Raw genomic sequence first — 19348 nt, 5'->3', positions numbered from 1 at the left:
GCGGCGTTGAGCAGGGGTTAAGGGGTGCGCGTTATGGCATGGCCGATGCGCATCATGTTCGCCCTGTTGCTCGTTCTTTCCCTAGCCCTGCCTTTCGGCGGGCCCCTGCGCGCAGAGACCCTGCCGGTCGCGGATTTCGTGTTGGTCGATAAATCGGAACGGACCCTGTGGGTCTATTCCCAAGGCGAAATTGTTCACCACATGACCGGCCTTCAATTCGGCGATGCGCCCAAGGGCCATAAGCGGTTCGAGGGCGACGAGCGTACCCCCGAGGGACGCTACACGATCGACTTTGGCAATCCGCAGTCGCGCTTCTTCCTCAGCCTCCGGATTTCCTACCCCAACACCGCCGACCGCGCCTTTGCGCAGGGACAGGGGCGCTCGCCCGGAGGCGATATCTTCATCCACGGCCAGCCTAATGGCCTGCCCGACGACCAACGGATCGCCGGTGACTGGACCGATGGCTGCATCGCTCTCTCCAATGCGGAGATCGAGCTGCTGTGGCAGATAGTGCCCGACGGGACGCCGATCGAGATTCGCCCCTGATAGTTCGCGGCAATAGCTCCATTCTTGACTAATTCCCGTTCTGTTCTACTCCTGTTCATGTAAACAGGAGCGATTCGTATGGCCCAGCTTGCTTATCTTCACGAAGGTGTCGAACCTTTGAGGACGGAGGGCGATGCGGTTTTCGCGTTGTCGCTCTCTCTGTTCGGAGACAACGAACAGCGATTGTCCCATCTTGCCGAGGATGCCCGCGCCGCCGGGCTGGCGGTGGGCAAACCGCACCCTCTCGAGGCTCTGCTCGAAGGCTCGGGCGGGGTGCTGGGCGATGTCGTGGTCGCCGACTGCCCGCGGATCGATGCGGGCAAGCTGGCCGCGCTCATCCGACTCGACGAGCGGGTATCGCGCGCGGGTGCGCGGCTGATCGTGGCGACTTCGGTGGAAGCCCTCGAGGATGTCTTCGGCTGTCTCGAACGCTCGCACCCGCAGATCCTTGTCGGTGCCCATCGTGCCGAGGGGCTTGTGGCACTGGGTGCGGCGCTGGCACAGCTGCCCGGTCGCCGCTTGCGCGAAGACGAAAGCGATGAGCGGGTGATGCTGCTGCGGCTGACAGAGCAGGTAGTGCGCATGGCCGAAAAACTCGACCGCCTCGCTGGCCCGGCGCCTTACATGGCGAGTGGCGCCGATGCAGGTTCGCTGCGCGCCCCGGACCGGACTTTCCGCCCCGCCGCCGAGGAGCACGACTTCCTGCGCCGACCGCGCCCGCCGCTGCCCGATCCGCGGCTGGTCAAGCGGATCATCCGCGACCGTGGGATACGGAGCAAATATTTCGATGCCGAGCTGTTCGCCGATCCGGCCTGGGATATCCTGCTCGACCTTACCGCCGCGCGCGCCGAGCATCGCCGGGTCTCGGTCTCCTCGCTGTGCATCGCCGCGGGCGTTCCGCCGACCACCGCACTGCGCTGGATTTCGCAGATGGTCGAGAGCGGCTTGCTCGAACGCACCCAGGATCAGGAAGACAAGCGGCGCGCCTTTATCGCGCTGACCGACCGGACCGCCGATGCGATGGCCCGATATTTCGAGGATGTCCGCAGCGGGAGCGGTGCTCCGCTCTGACGTTAAGGGATCAGGCGTCCGCGCTGCGCAACACGATCGTTAGCCCGTCCGCAGGCGGATCGCAGGGCAGCGCCATGCGCCGTGCATCGGCGCGGGCGCGGATCAGGATCGCTTCGGTGATATTGGGATCGTGCAGGACGGTGTCAGCCATACCCAGCAGCCGCGCCTGCCGCAGCGTGAGATCGTCGGGATCGTCGCTGGCGAGCGCAATTTCGATGACCTGCGCGCCCTGCGGCTCTGCAGCATCGGCCAGCCAGCCCTCGACCCGCTCGGCGCTACCGCTTGCGAGCGGATCGAGCGGACCGTGCTCGGACAGCGCGGCATCGATGGCGCGGCGCCGCTCGTCGCCATCGGGCCAGCGTGCGCGGATCTTGTCTCTCGCTTCCGACAGCGCGGTGGCCAGATTGCCAAGGCCAGCGGGTAGCAGCCGCTCGAGCCGCAGCCGCAGATGTTTGGACAGCCCGGCGGACGCGCCGCCGGTGCCCACCGCGATCAGTACCGGTTCGCGTTCGAGAACGCTGGGGAGGGTGAAATCGCACAATTCGGGCCGGTCGGCGACATTGACGAGCAGGCCGAGGCGCTTGAGCCGCAGCGCCGCCGCCTCGGCCGCACGGCCATCCTCGAGCGCCACGAAAGCAAGCCGCGCGTGATGCGCCTCGGCCTCGCTGCAGATATCGCCTCCGGCGCGCTCGACCAGCCGCTGCTTGGCCTCGGCCATCCCCCCGCTGCCGACCAGCACCACCCGCGTGCCCGCGATCCGGTGGAAGAGCGGCAGGCTGTTCATGCCAGCCACTCGGGCATGCGTTCGACGTCCATGATGGCGCTGGGCGCGATCCGGTCGGCGACGGTGGCGAAGCGGTCGCCATCGACCAGCACCTCGGCCACGAAACCGCGCGAATTGTAGGACGACGCCATGGTCGCGCCATAGGCGCCCGCGGTGCGGAACACCGCCAGATCGCCGGTGGTCAGCGCATCGCATTCGCGGTTCATCGCGAAGGTGTCGCCGGTCTCGCAGATCGGGCCGACGATATGCGCGGTCGTCCGCTGGCCGGTGGGTTCGACCGCCTCGAAATCATGCCAGGCGCCGTAGAGCGCGGGGCGCGCGAGATCGTTCATCGCCGCATCGACCACCACGAAGGGATGTGTCAGCCCGCGCTTGACCCGCACCACGCGGGTCAGCAGCACACCGGCATTGCCTGCGATCACCCGCCCGGGCTCGAACATCAGCCGTACGTCCCAATCCCTGGTTACCCGCGCGACCATGGCGCCGTATTCGGCCGGGGCGGGCAGCACCTCGCCCGCGCGATAGGGTACGCCAAGGCCGCCGCCGAGATCGGCATGGGTCACTGTGCAACCCGCGGCGCGCAGTTCCGCGATCAGGGCCCCCACCTTGCCGAAGGCGGTCTCGAGTGGTTCGAGGCTGGCGAGCTGGCTGCCGATATGCACCGCAATGCCGCGCATATCGAGCCCGTCCTCGCCCGCCAGCGCAGTGTAAATCGCGGCGGCGCGGTCGAGCGGGACGCCGAACTTGTTCTCGCTCTTGCCAGTCGAGATCTTCTCATGCGTGCGCGCATCGACATCGGGGTTCACCCGCAGAGCGCAGCGCGCGGTCTTGCCCATCCGGCGCGCGATCAAAGCGAGCTCGTAGCCCTCTTCCTCGCTCTCGATGTTGAACTGGCCGATATTCTCGCGCAGTCCCTGTTCGAGCTCGGCGTGGGTCTTGCCGACGCCGGAGAAGACGATGTCCTCGGGCTTCATCCCCGCGGCCAGCGCCCGGATCAGCTCGCCGCCTGAAACGACATCCGCGCCATAGCCCTGCCGCGCGAGCACGCGCAGCACCGCGAGGTTGGGATTGGCCTTCACTGCGAAGGCGATGTGCGGGTTGTCGAGCGGCGCCAGCGCCTCGCGGAACACCGCAGCGTGGCGCTCGATCGTGGCGCGCGAATAGATATAGACGGGGGTGCCGACCGCCTCGGCGATCGCGGGGAGCGGCACGTCTTCGGCATGGAGCACGCCGTCGAGGAAAGTGAAATGATCCATCGCGGCGCCGCATGCCGCGATGCGCGGCCCAAGTCGAGTTATCTGTGCTTTTCGCCTGCCAAGCTATTTGGCGGCAAGCTATTCGGGTGGCAGGTCGAAGGGGTCGTCCTCGCGCTCTTCCGAACGGCGGCGCAGTTCGACGCTGCGCTCGGGGGCGGCTTGCGGTTCGAGTTCGAGCAATTCCTCGGAATCGGGCGGAATCGTGCTGCCATAGGGCGCAACGGGGAGCGTGGCGCCCGGCGCCGGCGTCAGAGCGGCTTGCTGCCCGCAGGCGGTCAGCGCCAGCAGCGCGCCGATCACGATCGGTATTCGTCTCATTCGTCGATCCCCAATTCGCTGCGGGCCTCGGCCGCGCGCTGTCGTACCTGATCGGGCGCGGTGCCGCCATAGGAGGCGCGCGCCGCGACCGAGGCATCGACCGACAGGGCGGCGAAGACGCGCTCGTCGATGCGGGCATCGATCCCGGTCAGCTCGTCCAGCGACAGCGCGTCGAGCGCGACCCCGCGGCTTTCTGCCAGCCGCACCGCGGCCCCGGTGATGTGATGCGCCTCGCGGAAGGGAATGTCCGCCTCGCGCACCAGCCAGTCGGCAAGATCGGTCGCAGTCGCATAGCCGAGCTCGGCCGCCTGCCGCATCCGCGCGACTTCGAAGCGGCTGTCCGCCACCATTCCGGCGGCGGCGGCGAGGCACAGGTCGAGCAGGCCGGCGGCCTCGAACACCGGCGGCTTGTCGTCCTGCATATCCTTGGAATAGGCCAGCGGCAGCCCCTTCATCGTCACCATCAGCGCGGTGGCGCAGCCGATGATCCGCCCGGCATGGCCGCGCACCAGCTCTGCGGCATCGGGGTTCTTCTTCTGCGGCATGATCGAGCTGCCGGTCGAGAGCGTGTCGGGCATCCGCACGAAGCCGAAGGGCTGGCTCGCCCAGATGATCAGTTCCTCTGCCAACCGCGAGAGATGGATCGCGCACTGGCTCGCGGCGGCGAGGTAATCCATCGCGAAATCGCGGTCGGATACGGCGTCCAAGCTGTTGCGCGTCGGACGCGCGAAGCCCAGCGCGCGGGCGGTCGCCTCGCGGTCGATCGGGAAGCCGGTGCCGGCCAACGCCGCGCTGCCCAGCGGGCATTCGTCCATCCGCGCGCGCGCATCGGCGAAGCGGCTGCGATCGCGCCGTGCCATCTCGTAATAGGCCAGCAGATGATGGCCCAGCGTTACCGGCTGCGCGGTCTGGAGATGGGTGAAACCGGGCATGATCGTGTCGGCATGTTCCTGCGCTCGCGTCACCAGCGCGCGCTGCAACGCCTCGATCCCCGCCTCGGCGCGCAGCATCGCCTCGCGCATCCACAGCCTGAAATCGGTCGCCACCTGATCATTGCGGCTGCGCGCGGTGTGCAGCCGGCCTGCCACCGGGCCGACCAGCTCGGCCAGCCGCGATTCCACGGTCATGTGGATGTCTTCAAGGTCCCAGTCTTCGGGCACGCCGTCGCGCTCGTATTCCGCGGCGATGGTTTGGAGGCCCTCGTCGATCGCCTTCGCGTCCCCGGCGCTGACGATGCCTTGCGCCGCCAGCATCGCGACATGAGCGCGGCTGCCCGCGATATCCTGCCGCCACAGCGCCTTGTCGAAGGGGATCGAAGCGTTGATTTCGCGCATGATCGCGCTAGGCCCTTCGGCGAACCTGCCTCCCCACATCGTATTGGAAGCCTGCTTGTCCCGCGTCTCGCTCACTCTCGCCACCATCCTATTCGCCAGTCTCGGTCTTGCCGGCTGCGATAGGGGAGCGCCCGAGGGGGCGCAAGAAAGCTCCGGTACGGGCGCGATGATCGCTGGCGAGATCGACCGCAGCCAGGCGGGCGAACTGATGCCGGCGGTCAATCTGGTTGATCCCGACGGGCGCGTGCTCAATTTGGGTGCGTTGCAGGGCGGGCCGGTGCTGCTCAATCTGTGGGCGACCTGGTGCGCGCCTTGCGTCAAGGAAATGCCGCTGCTCGATGAGCTGGCGGGCGACTACGGCGAGGAGCTGACGGTGATCGCTGCGAGTCAGGACCTTCAGACCGAAAAGGTCGGGCCGTTCTTCGCCGAGACCGGGCTGATCCATCTCGAACCGTGGATCGATCCCGAAACCCAGCTCTCGATGGTGCTGGCGGACGCTTTGCCAACGACAGTGCTCTACGATGGCGCCGGCCGCGAGGTGTGGCGGGTCGCCGGCGAACTCGACTGGTCCGCTCCCGAGGTGCGCGCCGCGATCGACGAGGTGGTGAGCGAAACCGTGAGACCGGCGGCCGCCCAGTAGTCGGCGCGAACTTATCGACGCTGGGCGAGAATGTCCGTGGTGGGCGCTGACGGGCTCGAACCGCCGACCCTCTCGGTGTAAACGAGATGCTCTACCAACTGAGCTAAGCGCCCCACGGGGTGCCCACATAGCGTGCCGGGGTGCAAAATCAATTGCCGTTGCGCGGGTCGGAGGGCTAGGCGCAGCGGCGATGACCGTGAAGCTCACCGTACTCGCCACCGGCGGCACGATCGCCGGGATCGCCGGGTCGGCGACCGCCAGCGATTACGACGCCGGTCAGATCGCGATCGAAGACTATCTTGTTGATGTCGCCGGGCTGGGGCTCGCTGCCGAGCTGTCGGCGCAGCAGATCGCCAATATCGATTCGGCGGATATTGGCCAGAAGGTCTGGAACGACCTCCACCGCGCGGCGCGTGCGGCGCTGGACGATCCCGAATGCCACGGCATCGTCATCACCCACGGCACCGACACGCTGGAGGAAACCGCCTTCCTCCTCGACCTTACGTTGCCCGCGCACAAGCCGGTGGTGATGGTCGGTGCGATGCGACCCGCCGATGCGGTCGGCTATGACGGGTTGCGCAATTTCGCCAATGCCATGCGCGTGGCGGGCGATGGCGATGCCGCGGGGCGCGGCGTGCTGGTGGTAATGGGCGACCGGATTTTCAGCGCGCGCGACGTGCGCAAGGTGCGCACTCGCGGGACCGAAGCCTTTCGCGGTTTCCCGCGCGAATCGGTGGGGCTGGTGACGCCGTCTTCGCTCGAATGGTTCGGTGCGCCGTGGCGGGTTGGCGACGAGGCACAGTTCGAATGGGTGGATAAGCTGCCCGAAGTCGCCATCATCGCCGCCTATTCCGGCCTCGGCGCCGATGCGGTGGCACGCAGCATCGGGCCCGACACGCGCGGCGTGGCGGTGGCCGGGGTGGGCGAAGGCAATATGCCCGAGGCCGCACGTCGCGAACTGGCTCGCCGCTGCGCGGAAGGGCTGCAGGTGGTCCGCGCCAGCCGCGCCGATGAGGGGCTGGTCGATGCCGAGCCCGATGATGCGGCCAACGGCTTTATCGCCTCGCGCGCGCTCAACCCGGCCAAGGCGCGCATCCTGCTGCAATTGCTGATCGCCAGCGGCGAGACCGACCGCGCGGCGATCCAGCGCGCCTTCGACGGGCGCTGACAACCGGGTCCCCGCACCAGCGAGGACCCGATATCGACAGGATTAGCCGTTGGGTACGACCAGATATTTCTCGCCGGTCTTCATCGCGCGATAATCAAGCACCGCGTTCTTGGTCAGCATTTCCTCGAGGCTCACCTTGCGCTTGTAGCTGCTGGCGAAGGTGGTGGTAAGATTTGCGAGCACGCGCTGGCGCATCCGCATCACGGTTTCCATCCCCGCCTGCTGGAGGAATGGCGTCAGCAGCCAGCCCGACAGCGTCCAGCCGAAGCCATAGGACGGGGTCAGCACGGTGGGGCCGAGGTCGAGCCTTCCGTAGATGTACATCTTCTTGGGCTGGTTCGAACCGTAGCGGCTGAATTCGCTCATCTTGGAAACCGCGACCTGTTCCATTGCCTTGAAGCAGTGATCGACGGTCTGCCCGCCACCGATCGGATCGAAGCCGAGAAAGGCATCGGTCGCGTCGATCGCGCTGCGCAACTGGGCCATGAAATCCTCGTCGGAGGAATTCACCACATATTCGGCGCCCTGCGATTTCAGCAGTTCGACCTGCTCGCGCTTGCGGACGATGTTGACCAGCGCCATCCCGTCTTCCTGGCAGATGCGGTTGAGCATCTGGCCCAGATTGGAGGCGGCGGCGGAATGGACGATGGCCTTGTGTCCTTCGGCCCTGGCGGTCTCGACGAAGCCCAGCGCTGTCATCGGGTTGACGAAGGCGCTGGCGCCGTCCTCGGAGGAGATATCGCCCAGCGGCAGGCACATGGTCGCGTCGGCGATGGCGTATTCGGAGAAGGCGGTGCCGGGGACGCAGGCAACCCGCTGGCCCATCAGCGCCTTCGCCATCTCGCCATCGCCGGTCGCGATCACGGTGCCAGCGCCTTCATTACCGACCGGCAGCCGCTGGCCATGGCGGCCCTTGGAACCCGTATTGAACGGCTCGGGCATCCGCGCGACCAGCTTGCCGGGGGAATAATCCGCATTCTCCAGATCCGCCGGACCGGTCAGCAGCGCGAGGTCGGAGGGGTTGATCGGCGCGGCTTCCATCCGGACCAGCACCTGATTGCCCGTGGGGTCGGGGAAACTGCTTTCGGCCAGTTCAACGGTCAGCGTGCCGTCGCTCGCGAGGGTGGTGAAAATCTGCTTGCCGGTCGTGGTCATCGGTCTCTCTCCTGTGGGGAATCTTTGGCCTGTTCGGGATAGATGGCTTCCATGAAGTAGAGGCCGTGGGGGGGTGCATTCAACCCCAGTTGCTGGCGGTCGCGCGCTTCGAGCGCGCTGGCAAGTCTTTCCTCGCTCCAGCGACCCATGCCGACCAACGCCAGACAGCCGACCATCGAACGCACCTGATGATGGAGAAAACTGCGCGCCGCGGCGTGGATTCGTATCTCCTCGCCCTCGCGCTCGACATCGAGCCTGTCGAGCGTCTTCTCAGGGCTTTTGGACTGGCAATGCGCCGAGCGGAACGTTGTGAAATCATGCTGTCCGACCAGCAGTTGCGCCGCGCGGTGCATGGCTTCGGCATCAATTTTGGGCACGATCTGCCAGGCACGAGCGCGATCCAGCGCCAGCGGGGCGCGGCGGTTGACGATGCGATAGAGATAGCGCCGTTCGGTGCAGGAAAAGCGCGCATGCCAGTCGTCGGGGACCACTTCGCACTGCGTCACGGCGATCGGATCGGGGCGAAGGTGCGCGTTGATCGCACCCATTAGCCGGAAGGGGGCGAGCGATGTGGCGATATCGCAATGGCAGCGCATCGCCACCGCATGAACCCCCGCGTCGGTCCGGCCCGCGCTGTGCAGCGAGATCTGCTCGCCGGTCACGCCGTGGATCGCGGCCTCCACCGAGCGCTGGATGCTGGGCCCGTCCTTCTGGCGCTGGAAGCCGAAGAAGGGTCCGCCGTCGAATTCGAGAGTGAGCGCGAAACGGGTCATGAGGGTCAGGCGAGTTTTGTCCCGGCCTCGACCGATCGGCCGCGGAGGAATTCGGCGCGATCCATCGCCGGCTTGCCGGCGCGCTGGAGCCGCAGCGGCCGGATCGCGCCGCTGCTGCAGGCGATAGCGAAGTCGGCATCGAGCACTTGTCCGGGCGTCGCTGCCTCGTCCGATGCGACCACCTCGGCCTTGAGCAGCTTGATCCGCTCGCCCTCCAGCTCGAACCAGGCGCCCGGGAAGGGCGCCAGTGCGCGGATTGTGCGCTCGATCGCTTCGGCGTCCTTGCTCCATTCGATCCGCGCCTCGGACTTGTCGATCTTGGGAGCGTGGGTCGCCTCGGCGTCGTTCTGCGGGATGGCGCGGTGGTTGGCCAGTTCGCGCAAGGTGCCGACCATCAGCTGCGCACCCAGTTCGGCGAGCTTGGCTGTCAGTTCCCCCGTCGTCTGGCGCTCGATCGGCTTGCGCAAGGTCGCCAGCATCGGTCCGGTATCGAGCCCGGCCTCCATCTGCATGATCGTCACCCCGGTGGTGACATCGCCCGCCATGATCGCGCGGTGGATGGGGGCGGCCCCGCGCCAGCGCGGCAGGATCGAGGCGTGGACGTTGAGGCAGCCATGCGCGGGCGCGTCGAGGATTGCCTTCGGCAGGATCAGCCCATAAGCGGCGACCACCGCGATATCGGCCTCGAGCGCGGCGAAGCGCGCCTGCTCCTCGGGCGATTTGAGCGAGGTCGGGCTGCGCACTTCCAGGCCCAGCACCTCTGCCTCCTTCTGCACAGCCGAGGGCTGGAGCTGCTTGCCGCGACCCGCGGGGCGCGCCGGCTGGGTGTAGACCGCCACTACCTCATGCGCCGCCTGGTGGAGCGCGCGCAGCGTCGGCACGGCGAATTCGGGCGTTCCCATGAAGATAATGCGCATGATGGTCTTTCCGGTGGGCCTGGTCCCTGATGAAAGACAGGGGAGGAGTTTCGGTTTTCAATTCTCTGGCTGCGCCCTATCTGTCGCCCCATGGCATCGCAAGAGATCGAAACCCTCGCTTCGGCGCTGGCGCGGCTCCCCGGCCTTGGGCCCCGCAGCGCGCGCCGCGTGGTGCTGTGGCTGGTCAAGCGCCGCGAGAGCGCGCTGCCCGCGCTGATCGAGGCGCTGGCGCAGGTCGGCGAGACGCTGGTCGAATGCGACATCTGCGGGAATGTCGACACCAGCAATCCCTGCGGCATCTGCGCCGATCCGCGCCGCGACGCCAAGGCGATCTGCGTGGTCGAGGATGTCGCCGATCTGTGGGCGCTGGACCGCGCCAAGCTGTTCACCGGGACCTATCACGTGCTCGGAGGGCGATTGTCCGCGCTGGACGGCGTTCGGCCGGAGGATCTCGATGTCGCGGGGTTACTAGCGCGGGTCGAGCGGGGCGGGGTGGACGAGGTCGTGCTGGCGATGAACGCCACGCTCGAAGGGCAGACCACCGCGCATTATCTCGCCGAACGGCTGGAGACCTTCAGCGTCCGGGTCACCCAGCTCGCGCATGGCCTGCCGGTGGGCGGCGAGCTCGATTATCTCGACGAGGGCACGCTGGCGCAGGCTTTGCGTGCGCGGCGTCCGGTGGGTTAAGCGGCTGACGGTGCTTGCTAACGCGCCCCTCGCATCCTAAATTACCACCCATGGCTATCCGTGAAATTCTTGAAGTGCCGGATCCCCGGCTCAAACTCGTGTCTGAACCCGTCACCGAATTCGACGAGGGGCTCAAAGAGCTCGTCGCCGACATGTTCGAGACTATGTACGCCGCGCCCGGCATCGGCCTGGCCGCGATCCAGGTCGGCGTTCCCAAGCGGCTGCTGGTGATCGACCTCCAGCCCGACGACGAGGATGCGGAGCCCGAGGTGTGCAACCACGGCGGGCACCAGCACACCCACCAGCCCACGCGCAAGGAGCCGCGGATTTTCGTCAATCCGGAGATACTCGATCCGGCGGACGAGCTGGCGAGCTATCAGGAAGGCTGTCTCTCGGTCCCCGAGATCTACGCCGATGTCGATCGCCCCGCGCATTGCCGCATCCGCTATCAGGACATCGGAGGGCAATGGCACGAGGAAGACCTCGACGGCTTGATGGCGACCTGCCTCCAGCACGAGATGGACCATCTCGAGGGCATTTTGTTCATCGACCACCTTAGCCGGCTCAAGCGCAACATGGCGCTCAAGAAGCTGCGCAAGCTGCGCGAGGCTGCCTAGCAGCCCCGCGCGAAGCTGTCGGGTTCAGGCCGCTTCGACCATTCCTTCCAGCGCCTTGACGCAATCTTCCATGCATTCGCGGCACATGCGTTCGCAGCGGCGGCAATGTGCATTGTCGTGCTTCGCGCATTCCTCGGCGCAGACCTTGCAAGCCAGGATGCAGGCTTCGAGCAGCGATTTGATCACCGCGGTATTGCCATGGGTGCGCCGTGCCGCGACCGTGCTGACCGCCTGACAGATATCCGAACAATCCGAGCATTTGCGGATGCAGGCGGACATGTCGCCATCCTCGGCGTTGCAGGCATCGACGCAGCTGTTGCAGATCGCCGCGCAATACATCGCATGCTTGACCGCCTCGCCCAGCTGCTCGTTGTAATCGCCACCCACCTGCGGGTGGTCCTTGATCATTTCCTTGATCGACATGCGGAATTCTCCTTCTGCTCAATGGAGCGGGTGGAACTGGGGATTGTTCCGAAGCGCGCTTGGCCTATGCCGCCGTTCCATCTATGTTCCGGACATGGAAATGCTCGCAACATTCGTCGCGCTCGGCGCGCTGGTCGTTGGTGCCGTTGTCGGCTGGTACTTCGGCTCGCGCCCGGTAGCCGAATGGAAGGCGCGTCATGGCGAACGCGATGCCGAAGCGCGGGAACTCGACGAGAAATTCCGCAAGGCGATCGTCGAACTGGAGAACGCCACCGTCCGGGCTGGCCGGGCGGACGAGCTGACGATCGAACTTCGCGAAACGCGCTCGGGGCATGAAACGGCGATGGACGAGGTGCGGCGCACCAATTCCGCGCTTGCCTCGGAACTGGCGACGCTGAAGGAAAAAACCGCCAATTTCGACGAGCAGAAGCGCCTTCTGGTCGAGGCGCGCGAGGAATTGCTCAAGGAATTCCAGAACACCGGATCGGCGGTGCTGTCCAAGGCGCAGGATACCTTTCTGGAACGGGCCACCGAACGCTTCGGCCATTCGGAGAAGACGTCCGAAGCCAAGATACGTGAACTGCTTCAACCGGTGGGTGACCGACTTAAGAAGTATGAGGAACAAGTCGCTGCTTTGGAAGAAAAGCGGACCAATGCGTTTTCATCTCTCGCCACGCAGATCGAGCAGATGCGTCTTGGGCAGGAAGAAGTCCGGCGCGAGGCCCAGCGGCTGGGCAATTCGCTAACCAATGCGCCCAAGGCGCGCGGCCGCTGGGGAGAGCGCGCGCTGCAGAACGTGCTCGAACAATGCGGGTTGTCCGAACACACCGATTTCACGCTCGAACATTCGGTGGAAACCGAGGATGGCCGGCTGCGGCCCGATGCGATCGTCCACGTTCCCGGCCAGAAGAAGCTGGTGATCGACGCCAAGGTCTCGCTCAACGCCTATCAGGCGGCGTTCGAAGCCGACAGCGACGAGGAGCGCATCCGCCACCTCGATCTGCACGCTAAATCGATGCGCAACCATGTCCAGACGCTGGGCACCAAAAGCTATCAGAGCCAGTTCGACGAAGCACCGGACTATGTCGTCATGTTCGTCCCCGGCGAGCATTTCGTGGCTGCAGCGCTCGAACACGATCCCGAATTGTGGGATTTCGCCTTCCGCAACAAGGTGCTGCTGGCGACGCCGACCAATCTCGTCGCCATCGCGCGCACCGTGGCGCAGGTCTGGCGGCAGGATACGATCGCGCGCGAGGCGGTGGAGATCGGCAAGGCGGGGGCCGAGCTCTACGATCGTCTCGCCGTCGCGGCCGAGCATATGAAGCGGGTCGGCGGCGGGCTCGAAACCGCGGTCAACAATTACAACAAGTTCGTCGGCAGCTTCGAGCGCAACGTGCTCTCGGCGGGCCGGCGATTGTCGGAAAAAGGCATCGAGATCGGCAAGCGCGAGATCGAGGAAGTGCCCAAGGTCGAAGCGACCCCGCGCTACAACAACGAGGACGCCGCGCTGATCGACGATCAGCAGGCCGCGAAAAGTTAGTCCAAACCGGGTTTCGTCAGGGTTTGCGCGAACCAATCTGTCGCAATTTCTGCGTGGCGATATCCAGCACCTGGAGTTTGGCGAAATATTTCGCGACCACATCGGGGTCCTCGCTCAGGGCGTCGCCCAACCCGTCGAGCAGATCGGCGATGCTGAGCAATTCATAGGATTCGGAATTGCGCGCCGGTGCCGGAGTAGGGGCCGGATAGTCGCCCTGCTTAACCGCCTTGACCACCTTGTCGACGGTCTGCTGGCTGCTCTGGCCGTTGGGCAGCCAGAGCTGGACATCGGTCGGCCGGTCGAACCGCATCCCCATCGATTTGCCGTTGCGCCAACCGACCACGCCCGAGACCGACAGCGTGCCGCGCCGCAAACGGACGCGCGCACCGACATCGGGCAATTCGGCCGCTTCTACTCTGGCCCCCGAGGGGGAGATATTGCGCAGCCGAACCGGCCCCGACATGGCGTCGGTGGCAATGGTTGCCGCCACGAACAGATTGGTTCGCGGCTCAGCGCGTTCTTCGGTGTGATTTTTGTCCATTGTTCGTTTTGGAGCCTAGATGAGATTGAGGCGCTCTGCCAATCAACCTCACTCGATCGCAAGGCTTTTTCCCCGCTTGTGTGCAACAAAAACACCGCTTTCAGTTGTCGAGAAGCGCCAATATTTCATAGCCGAGCACGGCAGCGGCGACTGCGGCGTTGAGGCTGTCGGCGCGGCCGTGCATCGGCATGGTCACCCTGAGGTCGCAGGCCATTTCGTAGTCCTCGGGCAGGCCGCGCGATTCATTGCCCACCATCACGAAGCAAGGCGCAACATAGGGCGCGCCGCGATAGGGGCGCGCATCGCGCAGGCTCGCGGCGACCAACTGGCCTTCGCCCCCGCGCAGCCACGGCAGGAATTCGTCCCACCGCGCCTGGGCGATCGCTTGCGTGAACACCGCGCCCATGCTTGCGCGGACCGCCTCGACGCTGAAGGGATCGGCGCAATCGTCGATCAGGATCAGTCCGCCTGCGCCGATCGCATCGCCGGTGCGCAGCATGGTGCCCAGATTGCCCGGGTCGCGCAGCGCCTGCGCCACCAGCCAGATCGGAGCGCGGCTGCGATCGATCGCGGTCAGCGTGGTGTCGAATTCGGCGAACACTCCGGCGACCGCCTGCGGATTGTCCTTGCCGGTGATCTTGGACAGAATGTCGGGCGTCGTCTCGACGATTTCGCCCCCGGCTGTGGCGACTTCGGCTTCCAGCGCGGCGAGCAGCGGGTGTGGATCGCGAGAGTCGGACAGCACCAGCATTTCGGGCACATGGCCGCATTCGCGCGCATCGGTCAGCAGCCGCAGCCCTTCAGCGAGGAAGCGACGCTCGCGCTTGCGGTGCTTCTTGTCGCGCAGGGCGCGCAGCGCCTTGACGGTGGGATTGGAGAAACCGGTGATCCGGCGACGGTCGGTCATGGCAGCAGCTCGGCGGTCAAGTCTCGCCGAACCCGTCCTCGATCATCGCGGAAAGCTGGGTCATGACCGCTTCGGCGTTCTCGCCCGAGACGGTCAGGACGATGGTGTCGCCCCTGGCTGCGCCCAGCATCATCAGTCCGAGGATCGATCCGCCCGCGGCGGCGGTCGCGTCCTTGGCCACGGTCACCTTGATGCCTTCGGGGAGCTCGCTGACCGCGCCGACGAATTTGGCGCTGGCCCGCGCATGCAGGCCGCGCTGGTTCACGACCGTCAGCTCGCGGCGCAATTCGCTCAAGAGGCCTGCTTTCGCGGCGCGGCCTCGTCATGGCCGAGGAATTTGCTGGCGACGGTGATGTAATTGCGTCCGGCCTCCTGCGCGGCCTCGACCGCCTGGGTCACATCCATCGATTTGCGCGCGCCGGACAGCCGGATCAGCATCGGCAGGTTGATCCCCGCGATGACCTCGACCCGCCCGGCGTCGAGCAGTGAAATGGCGAGGTTGGAGGGGGTGCCGCCGAACAGGTCGGTCAGGATGATCGCGCCCTTGCCGGTATCGACCGCGGTAATCGCATCGGCGATCTCCTGGCGGCGGCGTTCCATGTCGTCATTGGGGCCGATACAGATCGTCGCGATGCAATCCTGTTTACCAACGACGTGCTCCATCGCATCGATGAAGTGCTCGGCGAGCTTGCCGTGGGTGACGAGGATCAAGCCGATCATGCGTGGGGGGTCCGTGTCGTCCTGTGTCATATGACGAAAGCTGTGCGCCCTTGACCCTGTCTCATAGCTGAGTCAACCGGCGAGCGCGGCCAGTCCCTCGGTGGCATCGGTGGCGCGGGCGGTGAGATTGCGGTGCAGCACCGTGGGCGTACGACCCGCATCCTGCAGGGCCCGTACAAGCTTTTCCGCGGTGTAAACCGAGCGATGGCGCCCACCGGTGCAGCCGAAAGCGATCGTCAGATACGCACGGCCCTGCGCCTCGTAATGCGGGAGGAGCTCGAGCACCAGATCGCGGATGCGCGCGAAGCTGGGGGCAAAGGCAGGGTCCTGCTCGATGTGCTCGCCCACTTCCGGATCGAGCCCGGTCTGTGCGCGCAACCCATCGATCCAGTGCGGATTGTCGAGGAAGCGCATGTCGAACACCAGATCGGCGAGCGGCGGCATTCCGCGGGCGAAACCGAAGCTGTTCACCGTGATCGTCAACTCCTGCGGCGCATCGTCGGCGAAGCGATCGCGGATCGCCTGCTGGAGATCGTTGCTGGTGAAGCTGGTGGTGTCGATCACCATTTCTGCCCAGCGGCGCACCGGATCGAGCAGTTCGCGTTCGGCACGAATGCCTTCGCCGATCGGGCGTCCGCGCGCCATCGGGTGGCGGCGGCGGGTTTCGTTGTAACGTCGCTCGACCTCGCCGCTGGCGCAATCGAGATAGAGCGTCTGGACTTCGAGATCGTCGCGTTCGCCAAGTTCCTTGATGCGGCCGACGAGTTCGGCAGGGATGAAGCCACGGGTCCGCGAATCGATCCCGATCGCCAGAGGCATGACCTGGCACTCGTCCTTCGAGAGCAGGTCCGGCAGCAGCCGGATCGGGAAATTGTCGATCGCCTCCCAGCCGAGGTCCTCCAGCACCTGCAAAGTGGTGGACTTGCCCGCTCCCGAAATGCCGGTGACGACGAGGATCTTCTGCGCCATCATTTTGTGCGGCTGCGTCGTCTGCGATTCGGTTGCCATTCGGGCAGTCTGTCAGTCCTGCAAGGAATGTAAATGGACGCCCCGAGCGTTCGCCACAGTTCAGGCGATCCCGAACCGCGCCAGTGCGTGTTCGGCGCGAATGGCGGAGGCTGGACCGCGCGCAACGAAAGCCAGCTGCGGGATCGCCCGCCCGAGCCATTCGGCGCTGCCGAGCTCGGGCAGTCGCGGGACGTCAGCGGCAAGCAGCAGGGACAGTGCGACGGGTGCTTCGGTGCAGGGCATGTCGACAATCCCGACGCCGCGGATTTCGAGCTTCCCCGCTATATTGGGGGGCGGGGCGGCCCAGAGGTTCTCACCGCGCAGGTCGAGGCTCACGCCATCGTCGCCCACCAGCAACGCACCGCGATCGATCAGTTCCAGCGCGAGGGTGGACTTGCCGCTGCCGGGAGGCCCCTCGATCAGCAGGCCGCGTCCGCCGATCGCGACGCAGGTCACATTGGCGATCGCCAGTGCCATGATGTCAGCGCTTGATCGCGGGCAGGCTCAGGACGAAGCATGCGCCGTCCCCGCCATCGCTTCGCGACGTGGCGATCAGCGTGCCGTCATGCGCCTCGGCGACCGCGCGGGCGATCGCCAGCCCCAGCCCGGAATGATTGCCGAAATCCTCCGCATCGGGCCGCAGAGAATGAAAGCGCTCGAAGATCTGCTCGCGCCGTTCTTCCGGAATGCCCGGCCCCTCGTCGCTCACTGCGAGCAGGATCCGTCCGTCGCGGCCTTCGAGGTCGATCGCGATGGCGCCATCGGGCGGGGAGAAGGATACCGCATTGTCGAGCAGGTTTTCGATCACCCGCTCTAGCCGCGCGGGTTCGCCCAGCACGCGGTAGGACCCGGCCGGCGCGTCGAAGCGGATCGTGCGTCCCTCGTTCTCGTGGCGGTCCTCGCGCGAACCGATGATGTTAGCGACCAGCTGCGCCAGATCGAGATCGACGAAGGTCGTCCGCGAAAGTTCGGCATCGATGCGGCTGGCGTCGGAAATGTCGGAAACCAGCCGGTCGATCCGCCGCACGTCGTGACTGGCGATATCGTTCAACTGGCGGCGCAGATCCGGGTCCTCGACCTTGGCGAGCGATTCGACCGCGCTGCGCAGGCTGGCGAGCGGGTTTTTGATTTCGTGCGCGACATCGGCGGCGAAGCTCTCGACCGCATCGATCCGCTGGCGCAGCGCACCGGTCATGTCGGAAACGGCGCGCGCCAGCATGCCGATCTCGTCGCGCCGCTGCGGCAGACGTGGGACCTCGACCTGCCGGTCGCGCCCCTGGCGGACGCGCGCTGCGGCCTGAACCAGTTCGCGCAAGGGGCGGACGATCGTCTGCGCAAGGAACAGCGACAGCAGCGTCGAAACCAGCAGGGCGACCAGCACAACCAGCGCCACGGTCGAGCGCGCCTCGCGCACCCGTTGATTGATATCGACGGGGTTGCGGGTGATCAGCAGCGTGTCGCCATCAAGCCCCACCGGGGCCGCCGCGGTGATGACATGGCTGCCGTCGGGCGCGTCGCGCAGCACGATCTGGGTCAGGCTCTCGCTGCGCGCGCGGGCCAGTTCGGGCCAGGCATCGGCGAAATCCGAAGCGGGCTCGTTGTAGTCGGGCAGCACTGGAGCGCCGACGATCCGGTCGAACCACCGATCGAGCGTGAGCGCGAATTCCTCGCTTCCGTCGGTGGGCTGCTCGCCCAGCGTGAAGGATGGTGGCCCGAGCGCGAAACTGTCCGATTCGAGCATGCCTTCGGGCCCGTAGACGCGGATCCGCAGCCGCTGTTCCTTGCCGATCTGGATGAGCAGCGCTTCCTGCCGGGCGTCGCTGGCACCCGCCAGTGCTTCGGCGGTGATCTGCGCCTCGACCAGCGCCAGCTTGAAGCGCTCGTCGAGCAATTGCTCGCGATAGGAATCGAGATAGATGAACCCGCCGCCCAGCAGCACAAGCGGCAGGACATTCACGAACAGGATCCTGCTGGTGAGCGAGAGACGGCCCTGCCAGCGCGACCTCTCGGAACGCGGATCGCGTGCGCGAAGGCTGCTCGGATCGGTCACGAGGTCAGCTTTCGGCGAAGCTATAGCCGGCACCGTAGAGCGTATCGATCGCCGAGAATCCGTCGTCCACCACGCGGAACTTTCGCCGCATCCGCTTGATGTGGCTGTCGACTGTGCGATCGTCGACGAAGACATCGTCGGGATAGGCGGCATCCATCAGCTGGTTGCGGCTTTTGATGACGCCGGGGCGCTGGGCCAATGCTTCGAGGATGAGGAATTCGGTCACGGTCAGCGAAACCGGTCGGTCGTCCCAGGTGACCTGATGGCGCGCCGGGTCCATCACCAGCCGACCGCGCTCGATTTTCTCGATGGGTCGTTCGCTCTCGGGTGGCGGGGTGGCGCCCTCGGGGAGCACCGCATCGCTGCGGCGCAGGATTGCGCGGATGCGGGCCAGCAGCAGGCGCAGGCTGAAGGGCTTGGCGATGTAATCGTCGGCACCCAGTTCCAGCCCGGCTTCCTCGTCCTGCTCATGATCCTTGCTGGTCAGGAAAATCACCGGCAGCGCAGAATGCTCGCGCAGCCGGCGCAGCAGTTCCATCCCGTCCATCTTGGGCATCTTGATGTCGAACACGGCGAGATGGGGCGGGTTGTCGAGCAGGGCCTTGAGCGCCGCTTCGCCATCGGAATAGACCCTCGTGGCATAGCCTTCGGACTGGAGCGCGATCGAGACAGTGGTCAGGATGTTGCGGTCGTCGTCGACCAGAGCGATGACAGTGCGCCCGTCGACCGGAGCCACGGTTTCCGGTGTGGCGGAATGCTCCGCGCTGTCCAGATCGGTTTGAAGCGTGCCATTGTCCATGTCGCACTCTGCCTATCCGCTTTGCTGCGCCAAGACAACGCGCGCAAAGCGCGGCTCGGCGTGCCGCTTCATGGTGAATACATCCTTCAAATTG

The 19348-nt window shown here is 65.9% G+C and carries 23 protein-coding genes and 1 tRNA gene; 7 read left to right on the top strand and 17 right to left on the bottom strand.

Features of this window, described 5'->3' with window-relative positions:
• The first annotated feature begins 33 nt into the window (after positions 1-33).
• Positions 34-546 carry a L,D-transpeptidase family protein gene (locus ACWIKC_RS08360; protein WP_454597050.1) on the top strand — a complete coding sequence of 171 codons (513 nt, stop codon included), beginning with the start codon at positions 34-36 and terminating at the stop codon, positions 544-546.
• Positions 547-624: 78 nt separating this feature from the next.
• Positions 625-1617: a winged helix DNA-binding protein gene (locus tag ACWIKC_RS08355; protein WP_454597049.1), complete on the top strand. Its 993-nt coding sequence runs from the start codon at positions 625-627 to the stop codon at positions 1615-1617.
• A gap of 10 nt (positions 1618-1627) precedes the next feature.
• Here the strand turns inward: ACWIKC_RS08355 and ACWIKC_RS08350 are convergent, their stop codons facing one another.
• From ACWIKC_RS08350 to argH, 4 genes are all read right to left on the bottom strand, one after another.
• On the bottom strand, positions 1628-2401 hold the full coding sequence (locus ACWIKC_RS08350; protein ID WP_454597048.1) for a siroheme synthase: 774 nt from the start codon (positions 2399-2401) through the stop codon (positions 1628-1630).
• Positions 2398-3657 carry a diaminopimelate decarboxylase gene (gene lysA, locus ACWIKC_RS08345; RefSeq protein ID WP_454597047.1) on the bottom strand — a complete coding sequence of 420 codons (1260 nt, stop codon included), beginning with the start codon at positions 3655-3657 and terminating at the stop codon, positions 2398-2400. Before lysA ends, ACWIKC_RS08350 begins: the two co-directional genes overlap by 4 nt.
• A gap of 78 nt (positions 3658-3735) precedes the next feature.
• Entirely contained in the window at positions 3736-3975 is a 240-nt protein-coding gene (locus ACWIKC_RS08340) for a hypothetical protein (protein ID WP_454597046.1), read from the bottom strand.
• Positions 3972-5309: an argininosuccinate lyase gene (gene argH, locus ACWIKC_RS08335; protein ID WP_454597045.1), complete on the bottom strand. Its 1338-nt coding sequence runs from the start codon at positions 5307-5309 to the stop codon at positions 3972-3974. The genes ACWIKC_RS08340 and argH overlap by 4 nt, the downstream gene beginning before the upstream one ends.
• 55 nt (positions 5310-5364) lie before the next feature.
• Between argH and ACWIKC_RS08330 the strand changes: the two genes are divergently transcribed.
• On the top strand, positions 5365-5949 hold the full coding sequence (locus ACWIKC_RS08330; RefSeq protein WP_454597044.1) for a TlpA family protein disulfide reductase: 585 nt from the start codon (positions 5365-5367) through the stop codon (positions 5947-5949).
• 37 nt (positions 5950-5986) lie between these two features.
• Here ACWIKC_RS08330 and ACWIKC_RS08325 read toward each other — a convergent pair.
• A tRNA-Val gene (locus ACWIKC_RS08325) sits at positions 5987-6062 on the bottom strand.
• Positions 6063-6139: 77 nt separating this feature from the next.
• Here ACWIKC_RS08325 and ACWIKC_RS08320 point away from each other — a divergent pair.
• Positions 6140-7117, top strand: a complete 978-nt coding sequence (locus ACWIKC_RS08320; RefSeq protein WP_454597043.1) for an asparaginase — start codon at positions 6140-6142, stop codon at positions 7115-7117.
• Between the two features lie 42 nt (positions 7118-7159).
• Here the strand turns inward: ACWIKC_RS08320 and ACWIKC_RS08315 are convergent, their stop codons facing one another.
• Genes ACWIKC_RS08315 through fmt form a run of 3 tightly spaced genes read right to left on the bottom strand, consistent with a single transcriptional unit; the run spans position 7160 to position 9962 of the window.
• Positions 7160-8272, bottom strand: a complete 1113-nt coding sequence (locus ACWIKC_RS08315; RefSeq protein ID WP_454597042.1) for a zinc-binding dehydrogenase — start codon at positions 8270-8272, stop codon at positions 7160-7162.
• Complete coding sequence (gene truA, locus ACWIKC_RS08310) at positions 8269-9045, bottom strand: tRNA pseudouridine(38-40) synthase TruA (RefSeq protein ID WP_454597041.1); 777 nt, start codon at positions 9043-9045, stop codon at positions 8269-8271. Before truA ends, ACWIKC_RS08315 begins: the two co-directional genes overlap by 4 nt.
• Before the next feature lie 5 nt (positions 9046-9050).
• Positions 9051-9962, bottom strand: coding sequence for a methionyl-tRNA formyltransferase (gene fmt, locus ACWIKC_RS08305; RefSeq protein WP_454597040.1), 912 nt, complete (start codon positions 9960-9962; stop codon positions 9051-9053).
• A 90-nt stretch (positions 9963-10052) separates the two neighbouring features.
• Here fmt and recR point away from each other — a divergent pair, with 90 nt between their 5' ends.
• Entirely contained in the window at positions 10053-10649 is a 597-nt protein-coding gene (gene recR, locus ACWIKC_RS08300; protein ID WP_454597039.1) for a recombination mediator RecR, read from the top strand.
• Between the two features lie 50 nt (positions 10650-10699).
• Positions 10700-11266, top strand: coding sequence for a peptide deformylase (locus ACWIKC_RS08295; RefSeq protein WP_454597038.1), 567 nt, complete (start codon positions 10700-10702; stop codon positions 11264-11266).
• A 24-nt stretch (positions 11267-11290) separates the two neighbouring features.
• On the opposite strand, the gene ACWIKC_RS08290 is transcribed toward ACWIKC_RS08295, so the two are convergent.
• Complete coding sequence (locus ACWIKC_RS08290; RefSeq protein WP_454597037.1) at positions 11291-11689, bottom strand: four-helix bundle copper-binding protein; 399 nt, start codon at positions 11687-11689, stop codon at positions 11291-11293.
• 100 nt (positions 11690-11789) lie between these two features.
• Between ACWIKC_RS08290 and rmuC the strand changes: the two genes are divergently transcribed.
• On the top strand, positions 11790-13229 hold the full coding sequence (gene rmuC, locus ACWIKC_RS08285) for a DNA recombination protein RmuC (RefSeq protein WP_454599469.1): 1440 nt from the start codon (positions 11790-11792) through the stop codon (positions 13227-13229).
• Between the two features lie 16 nt (positions 13230-13245).
• On the opposite strand, the gene ACWIKC_RS08280 is transcribed toward rmuC, so the two are convergent.
• The 8 genes from ACWIKC_RS08280 to ACWIKC_RS08245 all read right to left on the bottom strand — a co-directional run bounded on the left by ACWIKC_RS08280 (position 13246) and on the right by ACWIKC_RS08245 (position 19254).
• Positions 13246-13770 (bottom strand): PilZ domain-containing protein, encoded by a 525-nt coding sequence (locus tag ACWIKC_RS08280; RefSeq protein WP_454597036.1) that lies wholly within the window; start codon positions 13768-13770, stop codon positions 13246-13248.
• Between the two features lie 100 nt (positions 13771-13870).
• On the bottom strand, positions 13871-14677 hold the full coding sequence (locus ACWIKC_RS08275) for a TrmH family RNA methyltransferase (protein WP_454597035.1): 807 nt from the start codon (positions 14675-14677) through the stop codon (positions 13871-13873).
• Between the two features lie 16 nt (positions 14678-14693).
• Positions 14694-14972 carry an HPr family phosphocarrier protein gene (locus ACWIKC_RS08270; protein WP_454597034.1) on the bottom strand — a complete coding sequence of 93 codons (279 nt, stop codon included), beginning with the start codon at positions 14970-14972 and terminating at the stop codon, positions 14694-14696.
• Entirely contained in the window at positions 14969-15397 is a 429-nt protein-coding gene (locus ACWIKC_RS08265) for a PTS sugar transporter subunit IIA (protein WP_454597033.1), read from the bottom strand. The genes ACWIKC_RS08270 and ACWIKC_RS08265 overlap by 4 nt, the downstream gene beginning before the upstream one ends.
• A gap of 72 nt (positions 15398-15469) precedes the next feature.
• Entirely contained in the window at positions 15470-16405 is a 936-nt protein-coding gene (rapZ, locus tag ACWIKC_RS08260; protein WP_454597032.1) for an RNase adapter RapZ, read from the bottom strand.
• A 60-nt stretch (positions 16406-16465) separates the two neighbouring features.
• Positions 16466-16882: an HPr kinase/phosphorylase gene (locus ACWIKC_RS08255; protein ID WP_454597031.1), complete on the bottom strand. Its 417-nt coding sequence runs from the start codon at positions 16880-16882 to the stop codon at positions 16466-16468.
• 4 nt (positions 16883-16886) lie between these two features.
• Positions 16887-18455: an ATP-binding protein gene (locus tag ACWIKC_RS08250; RefSeq protein ID WP_454597030.1), complete on the bottom strand. Its 1569-nt coding sequence runs from the start codon at positions 18453-18455 to the stop codon at positions 16887-16889.
• Positions 18456-18459: 4 nt separating this feature from the next.
• Complete coding sequence (locus ACWIKC_RS08245; protein ID WP_454597029.1) at positions 18460-19254, bottom strand: response regulator transcription factor; 795 nt, start codon at positions 19252-19254, stop codon at positions 18460-18462.
• Between the last annotated feature and the right edge of the window lie 94 nt (positions 19255-19348).

This window comes from Qipengyuania sp. SM2507 (assembly GCF_053714505.1).
The sequence above is the reverse complement of the archived record's forward strand: the minus strand, read 5'-3'. Positions and strand labels throughout refer to the sequence as shown.